The sequence below is a fragment of the Stutzerimonas balearica DSM 6083 genome (genome assembly GCF_000818015.1).
Classification (GTDB): Bacteria; Pseudomonadota; Gammaproteobacteria; order Pseudomonadales; family Pseudomonadaceae; genus Stutzerimonas; species Stutzerimonas balearica.
The window spans coordinates 373,322-386,210 of the sequence record NZ_CP007511.1; the positions used below are offsets into that span (position 1 = coordinate 373,322).

General features: G+C 56.0%; 14 protein-coding genes and 1 pseudogene. 13 read left to right on the top strand and 2 right to left on the bottom strand.

What is annotated here, in order from left to right; all coding sequences use genetic code 11:
* Positions 1 to 82: 82 nt before the first annotated feature.
* Positions 83 to 1,108 carry an integron integrase gene (locus CL52_RS01650; protein WP_305809518.1) on the bottom strand — a complete coding sequence of 342 codons (1,026 nt, stop codon included), beginning with the start codon at positions 1,106 to 1,108 and terminating at the stop codon, positions 83 to 85.
* 222 nt (positions 1,109 to 1,330) lie between these two features.
* Here CL52_RS01650 and CL52_RS20445 point away from each other — a divergent pair, with 222 nt between their 5' ends.
* The 11 genes from CL52_RS20445 to CL52_RS01670 all read left to right on the top strand — a co-directional run bounded on the left by CL52_RS20445 (position 1,331) and on the right by CL52_RS01670 (position 10,916).
* Positions 1,331 to 1,939: a uracil-DNA glycosylase family protein gene (locus CL52_RS20445; protein WP_235366386.1), complete on the top strand. Its 609-nt coding sequence runs from the start codon at positions 1,331 to 1,333 to the stop codon at positions 1,937 to 1,939.
* 99 nt (positions 1,940 to 2,038) lie between these two features.
* Complete coding sequence (locus CL52_RS20975; protein ID WP_143008611.1) at positions 2,039 to 2,665, top strand: hypothetical protein; 627 nt, start codon at positions 2,039 to 2,041, stop codon at positions 2,663 to 2,665.
* 92 nt (positions 2,666 to 2,757) lie between these two features.
* The gene (locus CL52_RS01655; protein WP_143008612.1) at positions 2,758 to 3,006 is read left to right on the top strand and encodes a hypothetical protein; all 249 of its coding nucleotides are present in this window, start codon (positions 2,758 to 2,760) and stop codon (positions 3,004 to 3,006) included.
* Positions 3,007 to 3,109: 103 nt separating this feature from the next.
* Positions 3,110 to 3,826 (top strand): YiiX/YebB-like N1pC/P60 family cysteine hydrolase, encoded by a 717-nt coding sequence (locus tag CL52_RS20450; protein WP_074519788.1) that lies wholly within the window; start codon positions 3,110 to 3,112, stop codon positions 3,824 to 3,826.
* 1,243 nt (positions 3,827 to 5,069) lie between these two features.
* The gene (locus tag CL52_RS20980; RefSeq protein WP_143008613.1) at positions 5,070 to 5,465 is read left to right on the top strand and encodes a hypothetical protein; all 396 of its coding nucleotides are present in this window, start codon (positions 5,070 to 5,072) and stop codon (positions 5,463 to 5,465) included.
* 952 nt (positions 5,466 to 6,417) lie between these two features.
* Positions 6,418 to 6,960 carry a HEPN domain-containing protein gene (locus CL52_RS20310; protein ID WP_052264505.1) on the top strand — a complete coding sequence of 181 codons (543 nt, stop codon included), beginning with the start codon at positions 6,418 to 6,420 and terminating at the stop codon, positions 6,958 to 6,960.
* An 88-nt stretch (positions 6,961 to 7,048) separates the two neighbouring features.
* Positions 7,049 to 7,564 carry a CbrC family protein gene (locus CL52_RS20460; protein WP_074519792.1) on the top strand — a complete coding sequence of 172 codons (516 nt, stop codon included), beginning with the start codon at positions 7,049 to 7,051 and terminating at the stop codon, positions 7,562 to 7,564.
* 95 nt (positions 7,565 to 7,659) lie between these two features.
* Complete coding sequence (locus tag CL52_RS20985; RefSeq protein ID WP_143008614.1) at positions 7,660 to 8,208, top strand: hypothetical protein; 549 nt, start codon at positions 7,660 to 7,662, stop codon at positions 8,206 to 8,208.
* 164 nt (positions 8,209 to 8,372) lie between these two features.
* Complete coding sequence (locus CL52_RS01660) at positions 8,373 to 9,098, top strand: molybdopterin oxidoreductase family protein (protein WP_235366387.1); 726 nt, start codon at positions 8,373 to 8,375, stop codon at positions 9,096 to 9,098.
* Positions 9,085 to 10,092 (top strand): 4Fe-4S dicluster domain-containing protein, encoded by a 1,008-nt coding sequence (locus CL52_RS01665; RefSeq protein WP_043218022.1) that lies wholly within the window; start codon positions 9,085 to 9,087, stop codon positions 10,090 to 10,092. Before CL52_RS01660 ends, CL52_RS01665 begins: the two co-directional genes overlap by 14 nt.
* Positions 10,089 to 10,916 (top strand): FAD/NAD(P)-binding protein, encoded by an 828-nt coding sequence (locus CL52_RS01670; RefSeq protein ID WP_043218024.1) that lies wholly within the window; start codon positions 10,089 to 10,091, stop codon positions 10,914 to 10,916. Before CL52_RS01665 ends, CL52_RS01670 begins: the two co-directional genes overlap by 4 nt.
* 3 nt (positions 10,917 to 10,919) lie before the next feature.
* Here the strand turns inward: CL52_RS01670 and CL52_RS21600 are convergent.
* Positions 10,920 to 11,411: pseudogene (locus CL52_RS21600) on the bottom strand (BCAM0308 family protein).
* Positions 11,412 to 11,564: 153 nt separating this feature from the next.
* On the opposite strand from CL52_RS21600, the gene CL52_RS01680 reads away from it, so the two are divergent.
* Together CL52_RS01680 and CL52_RS01685 are read left to right on the top strand one after the other, a co-directional pair.
* On the top strand, positions 11,565 to 12,233 hold the full coding sequence (locus CL52_RS01680; RefSeq protein ID WP_041110766.1) for a phosphoribosyltransferase: 669 nt from the start codon (positions 11,565 to 11,567) through the stop codon (positions 12,231 to 12,233).
* The gene (locus tag CL52_RS01685) at positions 12,230 to 12,886 is read left to right on the top strand and encodes a dienelactone hydrolase family protein (RefSeq protein WP_080773457.1); all 657 of its coding nucleotides are present in this window, start codon (positions 12,230 to 12,232) and stop codon (positions 12,884 to 12,886) included. The genes CL52_RS01680 and CL52_RS01685 overlap by 4 nt, the downstream gene beginning before the upstream one ends.
* The last annotated feature ends 3 nt before the right edge of the window (positions 12,887 to 12,889 follow it).

The window sequence follows — 12,889 nt, forward strand, 5'->3', positions numbered from 1 at the left end:
CAGGATAGTGGCACGTCGCCACCTTCCTGGCAGGGACCGCCGTCATCAATACCCAGACGCCAACCATGGGTCGCCCTACCGCTCAACCCAGCGGGCTGCGCACCCCCGCAAATGCCTGGCCCAGCACATGCGTATAGATTTGCGTCGTGCGCACGTCGGCATGCCCGAGCAGCGTCTGTACCGTGCGGATATCGCTGCCCCGGCGCAGCAGCTCGGTAGCAAAGGTATGCCGAAAGGTGTGGGAACTCGCCGGCTTGCCCAACCCACAGGCCTGCACCGCCTGCTTGATGGCACGCTGAATGGAGCTGACATGCACGTGATGACGAGCCGGGTCGCCGTCCGCATCCATGCATACCCCGGCGGAGGGAAACAGCCATTGCCATTGCAGCGAACCGGAAGCGCTGGGGTACTTGCGTTTGAGTGCGTGGGGCACCGTCACCGGCACCTGGTAGAACGCCTCCCGCGCCTGCCGCCGCGCGCGAATCAGCGCAATCCGTTCCGTCAGCCGCGCAGTCAGGCTGGTTGGCAGCAAGGTGGTGCGGTCCTTACCGCCCTTGCCGTCACGCACGATAATGACCTGCTTGTCGAAATCGATGTCCTTAATCCGCAACCGCGCAGCTTCCACCACGCGCAAGCCTGCGCCATACATCAGCGACGCCAGCAGATCATAGGGTGGTGCCAGCCGACCAATGATCGCCAGCGCCTCCTGGTGCGAAAGCACCACCGGCAAGCGCGGTGGGCGTTTGGCTCGGATCGTCTCGCCAATATCACCCAGCGGTCGCTCAAGTACACGGGCGTACAGAAACACGACGGCATTCAGCGCCAGATTTTGCGTGGCCGCCGCCACGTGGCGCTCGCTGGCAAGCCAGCTCAGAAACTGGTTGACCTCGGCAGGCCCGAGCTCCAGCGGATGGCGCATCTGGTGAAACCGCAGGTAAAAGCGTATCCAGTACCCGTAACTTTTCTCGGTGCGGATGCTGTAGTGATGCGCGCGCATCACGGCCTGAAACTGCTCCCGCAGGCGCGGCTTGGGCGGTTGGCTATCCATATGACTTCCTTGGCTGGTTGTTTGTACAGTATTCCTGGATTCACAATAGAGAACCGCCAAGCGAACACAGTGGAAGCCATGATCGATCAGCTAAGGCATTGTTTTAAGAGGGAAATGTTTTACAAAGCGACTCCGTGTTTTCGGAGTTATACCGAACGCTACCGTTACGCGTTAACGCCGCATGCGGTCTAATCACTGTTAGGTAGCAAGAATATGCCGTGCTCTGAGGAACTAATAGATCTCTACGCCAACGTGACCACATGTGCTAGGCAGTGCAATGGAGTGCAGAACGATCCAATCAACGGCATTATGGGACGAAGCTTCTACTGTCTAGACGAGAGTTCCGGCATCGACATACTTCTGGTCAGCAAGAACCCTGGAATATCCGATCCGAGAGAAAACGCTTTATACGCGCCGCTAGGCGGTCGAGATCGAGTCAATGCTCACGAAGATTTCGTGCGCACCCGGTTTCTCGGAACGAATCAAATCATCACGTCCCGCTATCATGCAAATATTATCAACTGGGTTTCTGTCATCCTTAACGTACCTGCTGAGCACGATGCTGTATTCTCGCGCGTGGCAATGACTGCACTAGTTAAGTGCCACTCCGCAAACCTCAAAACTGACTCGTTGCCGGACACAACCAAAAACACCTGCGCAGGTACATTTCTGTATCGCGAGATAGAGATGTTGAAGCCAAAGTTTTTGCTGGCTCTCGGCGGTGAGGCATTCGACTATCTTGTAAGGCCAAACGTCAGAGCTAGACACAACCTACCCGTTGGAAAGCTTTATCACCCGAGTTGGTCGAACATGCGTGGAGGTGTAGCACACTACATAGCAGAGGAACTTCCAAAGCTTAGAGAGCAATTCCAGCGTGCGCTTGCCACCTAACAATGCGCTCAACTATCACTCACTTCGTTCGCTGGACAGCCAAAATCTGCGCTTTTGTCTGCCCGTTAGCTTAATCGTTATGCATCTTAGGAGTGCAATGTGACAAATGAAGTATTCAACTTATTCATGGCAGCCTTCTACATTGCAGTAATAGCTGGCGCTATAGTTTTCGTTTTCTGGATGACGATTCAGAAAAGAAAGAACATGGAGAGGATGAAAGGAAATATAAAGCATAAGCTCTCATCATCAGTTTCACTTTCCGCAAAAGACATTACATTAATTGGCCGCGGCTTCGACCTATCCCCTAAAAGCAGTCGCGATGTAATTTATAGACTTTATGCTGAGGTTAATGAGCCAAAAGCTTTTTCAGAGTTACAGAATTTGGTAGTTGAAATCGAAAAAGAAGAACCATTTGACGAGCTGCCTGATGAGGTAAAACCATCTCTATCCAGGCTGCTTAAAATTATTGAATCATCAAAAGATGAATCAGACAAACATGTTCTTCTGCCAATAACATCAACTCTAAACAAATACACTGAACTCAAATTAGAGCAAGAAAAAACAAAGAAGCAGACAAGCAGAGCTTACATAATAACGATTATCAGCTTTGTGGTTGGGGCAATAAGCTTCTACTTCACGCTAAAGTCCCCATCAGATGTTGATATAAAAAGAGCTATGGAGCAGGTTCTAATTGAGCGCTCAGCCACCAACACCAACGAGCCGTAAGCATAACAATTGGTTCAAGTCGCTCGCTTCGCTCACTCGGGACCGGCTAAAGCCGGCCCCTTAACCAAACGTTATACACAAAGGGAGCATCAGTGAAAGGATTCCTACACACCCTAATGGGCGCTGCTTCTGGAGCAGCCCTATTGATTCTCACATCATTCGTTCCCTCATTATTTAGCGAGGTCATGGCTTTGGTTGAGGCAGGTGCCGAGGTGAATGCGGCTGCCTGGGCAGTTTTCTTTTGGCTGGCTATCCTGGGTGGAGCAATGTTTGTGTTTGGACACATATTCAATGCGTTCAATAAAAAAGTAGCCAAGCATTTCGAGACTTGGTTCGAGTAAATGTACAACAAGGCCATTAAGTTTGTTACGGGCCTTTGGCCCTCCACCGGACGCCCTTGCCAGGGCGCCGCTTATGGCTGGCGTTAGTTTTTAAGGAGGTTACGTGCTAATTGGAGATGTATTGCTAGTCACTGGAGATAACAAAATATCTTCAGGACTTGCTATGGCACAGAAGGCAATTTACAAGAACGCAATTTCTAGCCATGTAGAGCTTGGGCTTGGAGATGGCACATTTGTCCACGCAACGGGCGATGGCGGGGTTCATATCACATTTATTCTTGAAGAACTCAAAGAGTGTAAAGGTGAATGGAGGGCTATTCGCCTAAAGGGAATCTCCGAGGAACAGCAGGAGAAGCTTGGGAAGGCAGGCTTATATTTCCTTCGGCAAGACTACAACAAGGTCTTCATGGGGTCTGGAACTGATCACTCGTCATTCTGTTCAGAATTAATTGCAAAAGTGTATGAAAAAGCAGGGGTAAGAATATTAGACGGTAAGCAGCCGAGTAAGGTGGCTCCAGCCCATTTTGATAAAGAGGCAGATTCCTTGTCAGATTGGGAAGATGTAACGGAAGAATATCGGGAACGGCTAAAAGAGATCGAAGCTAATCCTTTTCCCTATAGATTTGCATGCAGCACAATACAGGCTTCAATGGCCAAGCGTCATTTAACTAGCAAGGGTAGAGAGGCAATCTTCAAAGCAATGGAAGTGCTATCGGAGAATGAGCAAAACCCAAAAATGAAAGAAGTCGTTGAAAAGGTCAAGAAAGATCTTAGAGAAAAAAGGGTTCTTCATTTTTGGGATGAAAATGATCAAAACTAACAAGGCGCTGCACTCGGACAAATTTTCCGCTTCGCTCCAAATTTGCCGGTGAGCGCGGCGTTAGGCCAAGCAAAACAATCGGAAAACGCAGTTATATACACACAGGAAATTTCATGATCTTTTTCATTGCATTAATTTTGGGTCTTATCCCGGCTATAATTGCAGCACTCAAAGGGCGGCGCTTCTTTGTCTGGTGGGTATATGGCACTCTTGTTTTGATTATTGCCTTGCCACACTCATTGTTTGCATCAATATTGAAGAGCTGCCCGCAGTGCAAAGAAAGTGCGCGGCGTGACGCAAATATATGCCCGCACTGCAGAACAGAATTCTTTCACAACAAGTCAATAGCAAACACGCATGGCCAAACGAGAGTTTCACGTCATTCTTCTAACAGTTGGCCAGAATAGTTAATGATCGCAATCATCATGCCTTTTGCAGGGCTGTTTTGGTAAAGCCAAAGTGTGGTTTTCGGCAGCGGCTTTCATCTCAGTACCGAGCCTAACAACTGGTTCAAACCGTTCGCTTCGCTCACTGGGACGGGCTAAAGCCCGCCCCTTAACCAAACGTTATGTGCAAGAACAATGAGTGGCATCCTTGGGTGCGCTCATTAACCGGCCCGCCTGGTTTGCTGCTTCCTGAAAATTGGCGGGTATTTAAAAAAGCAGCAAAAGTCTGGACGGCCTTGATCCAGGTATTTTGAAAGACTGAGGCCAGTTAAAGAAGGAGAGCCAATGGCTAAACCTAATTTAACAAGTTCAGCAAGCTTGCACCTGAGGCTGGGTGCTTTTGGGGCTTTGTTTGCAGTTTTGGCTGCATCATTCACTCCATTAGCAGCTTTCGGGCTGGCTCTGCTAGCTTCGTTAGTCCTAGCTAAAGTGTAATGCTTAGGTGCGTATTCAGTTTGGCTGGCGCACCGACCTTTACCATCACCAACAACGGAGGTTCGAATGGAAAGCGTAGAGAGCAAGTTAGGCTATTACCCCAAGTGCCCATACTGCGAGAATGACCACGGTTTCGACGTAACATTATGCCCACACACGTTTGGAGCAGGTGGCATGTGCGAGCTGGTTAGCTGTAAGAGCTGCCATAAAATAATTAATGTCTCCTGCCCTCCTGTAGAAAAGAAAGGCTAGAGAAAAATCGGCGAAAAGAACATAACAAGTCGCTCAAATCGCTCACTTTGTTCGCTTGGACGGGCTAAAGCCCGCCCCTTAGCTTATCGTTAGGCCTAAAGGAGAATCACATGACAATAATGTACTGCCAATCATGCCACTCAGTTTCGGAATGCCGAGTCGAGAGCCCCCAGCCCACCACCCGAACATTATATTTTGAAAATCCTTATATAAACGTATATGTACGGGCTAGAACCTGTGAAAAATGCGGAGAATCTTTCAAAACATATGAAATTGGCGAAGCATCGTTTAAGGCAATGCGTAAATGCGTCGAAATGAGCGCAGCCCTAGGCGAGTTTATAACTGACACGTGGGCGAGCACCCGCGCTGAGTTCCAAGAGAATCGCGCCGCTCTGGCGGCACAAGAAAACGAGGAAGAACACTCATTTGAAGACTCAATCAAAAAAGAACCGTCATATTTAGGCGGAAATGTAGCATCAATTTTCAAAAACAAAGAAGAACATTAAATCGCTTATCAGGCTTCGCAGCGGGTAAAATTCACTCCAAAAATAAAACAGGGGGCACCATGAGCACTGCTCATTCGCGAACAGCTTTAGGCCGCGCTGAGTTCTTCTTACACCTTGCTGAGAAATGCACACCCGATCAACGTGCCGAATTCGAAGCCTATGTCGACGCATCAATTATTTTCGCAAGAACCGCACTGCATTGACTAAAAAGTAAGTGCAGCAATCACCCATCTTGGGGAAAATGGTTCACACAGTTAAAAGGCCATCCCGCAGTGGAGTTCTTCCGCGGAAATCGCGACTTTCTACTGAAAGAGGGCCCGACCAAAATTGGTCAAGTCATCTCGTTTAATCCCGTAACAACAGCTGCTCAGCTATATTTCTTTGAAACACCTCCAGCGCCAGCAACAGAAACGCTAAGGAAACACCTAGACTCATACACAAAAATCCTTCAAGAAGGCGAGAGCATTTTCAAAACATAAATTTCAAATAGAATTATTAAATCGACAATGTAGTTGAACTGGCGCACCACCCTAACAAGTCGCTCAATTGTCGCTCACCTCGTTCGCTGGACAGCCAAAAGCTACGCTTTTGTCTGCCCGTTAGCTTAATCGTTAGGCGGTTATCTCTTTTAAGGACGTGCTCAATATGGAAGTTGGTTTAGCCGTCGCATCATTTCTTGTCTCATCGCCACTTATGCGCAAGCGGCCAGGGCGCCGTGTCGCCCGTGCAAGCTATCGCCTATCATCGCCCTGGCTCGCGCGCAAGCACCGTGCAAAAGTGTTTTCCTGCTACTGCGAACGCGCTTGAATCTTCGCAACGGCTCGGTCATCGTGCCGCAATCAGCAACGTGCCGGCTCAGGCATCTCTGCCTAACAACTGGTTCAAGGCCGTTCGCTTCGCTCACTGGGACGGGCTAAAGCCCGCCCCTTAACCAAACGTTAGAGATTACAAGATGTCCCTTGCCAAACTCTCATTCGAGCACGGAATAAAAGACGCCGAAGAGCTCCTTGCTCATTTTGACGCCATAAATGCAAATCCTCCGCCGCCAAATGCCGAAGTATTGAAGCGCGCGGGGCTGGTAATGGCGCTAACGGCATGGGAAACATACGTAGAAGACAGAGTGACAGAAGGGGTTCAAAAACGCCTTGCTGCTGTTGCAGGCAGCTATGTTGGAAATTTCATCCTGAAAAAACTGCAGGTTGAGCTAAAGCAGTTCCACAACCCAACCTCGGACAAAACCAAAAAACTATTTGTCGACTATCTCGACATCGATGTAACCCAAGGCTGGAACTGGGCAAACCATGGGCCAGAAAAGGCCAAGACAGCACTGAACCAATGGATTTCAAAGCGCGGCGACGCAGTACACCGCTCCAAGCCATTGAATAATGGCTCGCCTGCGGCTCACTTAATCAAGCGCGATGAGCTTGAAAAAGTAATTCGTTTCATCAAAGACCTAGTCAAAGCCACCGACGCATACTTAGAGTGTAACCTCTAACAATGCGCTCAACTGTCGCTCACTTCGTTCGCTGGACAGCCAAAAGCTGCGCTTTTGTCTGCCCGTTAGCTTAATCGTTATGAGCAATATGAAATTCAAATACTTTCGCGACCCAGAAAATTTTGCATTCAGAGCCGACGATAATTCGAAATGCTCTATTTGTGGCGCAGTGGGTTTGTGGTTTGATGCTGGCGGTTTCTATGGAGGAAATGAAATCGACTGCATATGCGACAATTGCCTTGCAGATGGAAAACTTAAAGAATTAGAAATCGAAACCAACGAAGCATTCGAAGGTAGTGTCGAAGAACAGGAAACCATCATATATAGAACGCCAGCCTTGCCAACATGGCAAGACAGAGTCTGGCCTTTTATTAATGGTCAGTATTGCGTTTTCGAGCGAATGGCATCCAAGGCAGATTTTGTAGATAAAGACGAGTTTAAAGGTTCATTCTCAGATTTTGAAAAAGAAAACTCTGACATGGACTGGCTATGGGAAATGCTCCCTGAGAAACGCATAGCCAATCACAAAGATGGAAACTTTAATGTTTCCGTTTACTTGTTTACCTGTAACGGCAAAAAATACTGCACATGGGATGCGAGTTAAAGCTCATAACAATTGGTTCAAGTCGCTCGCTTCGCTCACTCGGGACCGGCTAAAGCCGGCCCCTTAACCAAACGTTATGTGAAAGGAGATAGAGAGTGTCGTTCATTTCCGGAATTGGTGAGCCAAAAGACATGCTGCTTAAGCTGGTGAGAGAGGGTAATAGGATAAATTTTGAGGAAAACCCAGAGAATGTAATGGATCATTTTTTTAATTTTTCAGTTACGGCTCACTCTCTACGAGACTGGTGCATCAACCATCTTTCTCAGCAAGGAAACAAAAAGCAGCTCAACCAAACATGGGACACTGAAAAACATTTGGTTATAGCAAAGGATATAGCTAATTCAGTAAAGCATTTCAAAATTACTATGTACACCCCGGATGTAAAAGGAACTTCATCCTCAACAACACAGGGTGTTGCGTTTTACTCAAATGAAAACATACCGGAAAAAATGGAAAAAGCTCAGCAAAGTGCCGAGTATCGAGAATCTCAAACTCAAGAAAGCCCAAGTTTTATCGTTACATTCACGGACGGCACAACTGAAAACTTAACTGACTATGTTGTTAAAACAATAAAATATTGGGTTGGCTACTTCGACAGTAATGGTATTCCGAGGTCCGTAGTTGATCACAAAGGTATTTTTTAAATAGGCAGTTTTGGCATTTAATCACATAACAAAGTGCTGCAACTCGCGCACTACGTGCGCTGGACAGTTTGTAAGTCGCGGCTTTGTGGTTTTGCTGCGCAAAAGTAATCCACAAAGCCACAACTTACAAACTGCCATTTCGCCAAGGCCGTAACGCAGCTAAGGTGCGCAAGGCGGTCGAACCCCCGGGTGAGGCGCGCGCGGACTGGCAGATCCTCGCCGCCCTTGCCGAGCGCATGGGCTATTCCGGCATGGGCTGGGCGGATGCCGCCGCGGTGTTCGCCGAGATGGCGGCACTGACGCCCTGCTTCAGCGCCATGAGCCATGCGCGGCTCGAGCGTCCCGGCGGCCTGCAGTGGCCGTGCGATGCGGCGCATCCCGAGGGCTCGCCAATCCTGCATGTGCAGAGTTTTCCGCGCGGGCGCGCACAGCTGCTGCCCGTTTCGCAGGTCGAACCGGATGAATGCCCGGACGCCGAATACCCGTTCTGCTTCACCACGCACCGGCTGCATTTCCACTACGGCGGCGGGGCGATGACCCGCAAGTCGCCGCTGCTCGAGCGGGAGACGCCGGCCGGGCTGCTGTTCATCCACCCGCAGGACGCGGCGCAGCTGGGCCTGCACGAGGCGCAGGGGGTACGGGTGCGCTCGCGGCGCGGCGTGCTGGAGACGCGGGCACACCTGACCGACGACGTGCCGCCGGGCACCGTCGGCATGCCGTATCACTTCCGCGAGGCCCCTTGTAATCGACTGACCAATAGCGCCCAGGACCCGATCAGCCACATGCCCGAGCTGAAGGCCTGCGCTGTGGCGCTCGAACCGTTGCCGGCCGACCAGGCGCCGCGCATCGAACTCGAACGGCCCCCGGAGGACTGCCATGCAGGCCCTTGAACTGGAATCGCCCGAGCTGCTGCGCGCTCATCTGGGCGAGGGGCGGCAGCTCTACCAACCGCTGCCGGACAGCCAGGGCGCGCTGCGCTGGCAGCGGCTGGAGGCCGGCTCCGCGCTGCCCTTCGCCGCGCCGGAGGAGACGCCGCAGTTCGCCGCCAAGGCGTTCTTCTTCGCCGAGCGCGAGGCGCTGTTCCGCTACGAGCACGGCCGCTTCATTGCGCTGCTGCCCGAGCCGCAACCGCAGGTGCTGTTCGGCCTCAGCGCCTGCGACCTGACCGCGATCGCCTATCAGGACCGCTTCTTCGCCGAAGACCCGCACTATCAACTGCGCCGTCGCGCCACCCTGCTGGTCGGTGTCGACTGCGCGCACAGTTGCCGGCACGGCTTCTGCGCGCGCATGGACAGCGGGCCGGACGTTCGCCCGGCGACGGCCGACCTGATCCTCTCGCGGCTCGATGCGCACTGGTTGCTGCTGGTGGCCTCCGCGGCGGGCGAGCGGGCGCTCGCCGGGCTGGCGCTGCCCGCCGCCGCGCCGGGCTGGGTGCACGAGCGGGCCGCGAATGCCCAGCGCGTGGCCGCCGAACAGGGCGAGCAGCCAGCGATCGCCGCCGGCCGCGCAGCGTTGAACGCCGGAACCGTAGCGCAGGGCGCCTGGGACGAACTGGGCCTGCGCTGTTTCGGCTGCTCCGGCTGCACCTCGGTATGCCCGACCTGCTCGTGCTTCGCGCCAGCGCAGCAGGCGGGCGAGGGCGGTGTCGTTCAGGAGCGCGTCTGGGATTCCTGCCTGTATGCCGGCTTCCAGAAGGAAGCCAGCGGCCACAACCCCAGCGCCGGCCCGGGCCAGCGCGTGCAGCGCTTCTGGTATCACAAGTTCGGCGAGGCCTTTGCCGAGCGCTTCGGCCGCGATGGCTGCGTGGGTTGCGGCCGCTGCGATGCGGTCTGCCCCGGGAGCATCGGCGTGCACCAGGTGATGCAGAGGATCAGCCAGCCATGATCGACCTGACGCCCAGGCCGCTGCGCCTGCTCGAGGCCTATGCCGACGGTGAGGCCGCGCGGCATTTCACCTTTGCCTTCGAGCCCCGGCGGGACGAGCCGAGGGGGCGCCCCGGGCAATTCTTCATGCTCGCTCTGCCCGGTGTTGGCGAGGCCGCCTTTACCTATGTCAGCACACCCGATGCGAACGGCCGCTTCAGCGCGCTGATCCGCCGGACCGGCAGCCTCACCGCGGCGCTGTTCGCCCTCGAGGCGGGCGCGGTGCTCGGCTATCGCGGCCCGTTCGGCCGCCCCTGGCCCGAGCTACCGGCGACCGGACGTGTTCTGGCGGTTGCTGGCGGCTGCGGGCTGGCGCCCTTGGCCGGCTTGCTCGAACAGGCCCCGGAGCGGCTGGCGCTGGTCTACGCCGCCCGCAGTCGGGCCCACCAGGTGCTCGGGCGCGAGCGCGAGCGGTGGCGGGCGCGATTGCGGCTGATCGAGACGCTCGACCAGGGCGAAGCCGGCCTGCCGGGCGGCAACCCGCTCACCGTCGTGCGCCAGTGGCTGGGCGAAGGCGAGGCGCCGGCCCTGGTGCTCAGCTGCGGGCCCGAGGCGCTGATGCTGGCGGTGGCGCGCTGCTGCCTGGAAGCCGGCATGGCGGCGGACCGGGTGTGGTTGTCGCTGGAGCGCCGCATGCACTGCGGCGTCGGGCTCTGTGGGCACTGCTACATCGGTGCGAGCTACGCCTGCCTCGACGGGCCGACCTATCGCTACGACGACTACCTGCAACTGCTCGCGGCCAGCGGTCAGGTCGCGGCGGCAGCCCTGCCACCGCAGCCGTGCTGAGGGTCAGTCGCGCTGCCAGTGCACATCGACGAAGTATTCCTCGTCGTTGTAGTGGATCTTCAGCTCGCCGTCGTAGGCCGCTTCCAGCGCATGGCCGATGCGCTGAGCCAGATGCACGCCGGTAGTGGTCACCTCCAGGCCGTCGGTCGCGTCGCTGATGGCCATCAGGCGCTCGAGCGGGTGTTCGCGCTTTTCCAGTTCCTCGGTTTTGCGCATCAGGCCGCAGAGTTCGTCGCGGTGCTGCAGCACGAACGCGCCGTGCAGGCTGACGGTGCCGGCCGGCACGTCTTCGTCGATGCGCTGGCAGGCCGGGCACAGCGCTTCCTGCGCATCGGCCGGGTTGACCAGCCCCTGCCAGGTCCAGCGGCCTTCCTGGTAGGCGGCGCCGCACTGCGGGCAAAGCGTATCGCTGCGCTGATGCCAGGCCTTGAGGTAGGGGTCGTGGTGTTCGGGTTAAAGGAGTTTGTCGCTGAGGCGCTGACGCTGTTTGTCCATTTTCAGAGTCTCGACAAGTAAGGAGAGGGGCCTTTTCAGCGTAGTTCACTGGTGCAGGTTTCGATGCGCCGTCTGCGCTGCCTGGCCGGACAGGCGGTCGGCCGCAACTTGGGCCAGACTCAGACGATATTCGCCGACGCGGAGGAGACGACCATGTCCCTGACCATTCCCTTTCCCGACCGCCGCTATGCCGGCCAGGCGCTGGCCGAGCGCCTGCACCAGCTGGGCGACTGGGCCGGCGCCCTGGTGCTGGCCCTGCCACGCGGTGGTGTGCCGGTGGCCTTCGAGGTAGCCGAACGGCTGGGGCTGGAGCTGGACATCCTGGTCGTGCGCAAGCTCGGCGCGCCGGGCAACCGCGAGCTGGCGATGGGCGCCATCGCCAGTGGCGGCGTGCGGGTGATGAACCCCGACGTGGTCCGGCTCAGCCATGCTTCGCAGGCCGAGATCGATGCCACCATGGTCCAGGAAACCGACGAGCTGTACCGCCGCGAGAAGGCCTACCGCGCCGACCGCCCGCGACCGGTGATCAAGGGCCGCGCGGTGATCCTCGTCGACGATGGCCTGGCCACCGGCGCGACCATGCGTGCGGCGGCCGAGGCGGTACGCAAGCTGGGCGCTACGCGCATCACCGTGGCGGTGCCGGTGGCGGCACCCGAGAGCGTCGCGCAGCTGGAGCGGATCGCCGATCGGGTCGTCTGCCTGCACATGCCGTACGACCTCTATGCCATCGGCCGCTGGTACGAACTGTTCGACCAGACCTCCGACCGCCAGGTGGTGGAGTTGCTGCAGCAGGCCTGGGCGCGGGGAGGTGAACCGGCATGAACCCGCTCGTCAGCACCCCGATGCGCTTCACCCTGGGCCGGGCCCGGCTGCATGGCGACCTTCGCGTTCCGCCGCAGGCGTGCGGGCTGGTGGTCTTCGTGCATGGCAGCGGCAGCAGCCGGCACAGCCCGCGTAACCGCAACGTGGCGCGCTACTTCAACGAGCGCGGCCTGGCCACGCTGCTGTTCGACCTGCTCACCACACAGGAGCAGCCCCTCGACGAACTGACCCGGCGCCTGCGTTTCGACATTCCGCTGCTCAGCCAGCGGCTGACCGGCGTAGTCGACCAGCTGCGTCAGGACGCCGGGCTGCGCGAGCTGCGCATCGGCCTGTTCGGCGCCAGCACGGGCGCCGCCGCGGCCTTGATCACCGCGGCTTCGCGCCCGGCGGACATTGCCGCGGTGGTCTCGCGCGGTGGGCGGGTCGACCTGGCAGCCGATGCCCTGGAGCAGGTCCATGCGCCGACGCTGTTCATCGTCGGCGGGCGCGACCACGAAGTGCTGCGCCTCAACCGCGACGCCGCCGCGCGGCTGCGCTGCCCGCACCAACTGACGCTGGTCGAAGGCGCCACGCACCTGTTCGACGAGCCGGGCAGCCTGCAAGAGGTGGCGCGGCTCGCCGGTGACTGGTTCGTGCGGCAGCTGGCGCCCTGAGGC

What these genes read in the sequence shown, in the direction of transcription:
- CL52_RS01670 (WP_043218024.1), top strand. Translation starts at nt 10,089, where the DNA reads ATGATCGACCTGACGCCCAGGCCGCTGCGCCTGCTCGAGGCCTATGCC.
- CL52_RS20310 (WP_052264505.1), top strand. Translation starts at nt 6,418, where the DNA reads ATGTCCCTTGCCAAACTCTCATTCGAGCACGGAATAAAAGACGCCGAA.
- CL52_RS20460 (WP_074519792.1), top strand. Translation starts at nt 7,049, where the DNA reads ATGAAATTCAAATACTTTCGCGACCCAGAAAATTTTGCATTCAGAGCC.
- CL52_RS20980 (WP_143008613.1), top strand. Translation starts at nt 5,070, where the DNA reads ATGACAATAATGTACTGCCAATCATGCCACTCAGTTTCGGAATGCCGA.
- CL52_RS01680 (WP_041110766.1), top strand. Translation starts at nt 11,565, where the DNA reads ATGTCCCTGACCATTCCCTTTCCCGACCGCCGCTATGCCGGCCAGGCG.
- CL52_RS01685 (WP_080773457.1), top strand. Translation starts at nt 12,230, where the DNA reads ATGAACCCGCTCGTCAGCACCCCGATGCGCTTCACCCTGGGCCGGGCC.
- CL52_RS01665 (WP_043218022.1), top strand. Translation starts at nt 9,085, where the DNA reads ATGCAGGCCCTTGAACTGGAATCGCCCGAGCTGCTGCGCGCTCATCTG.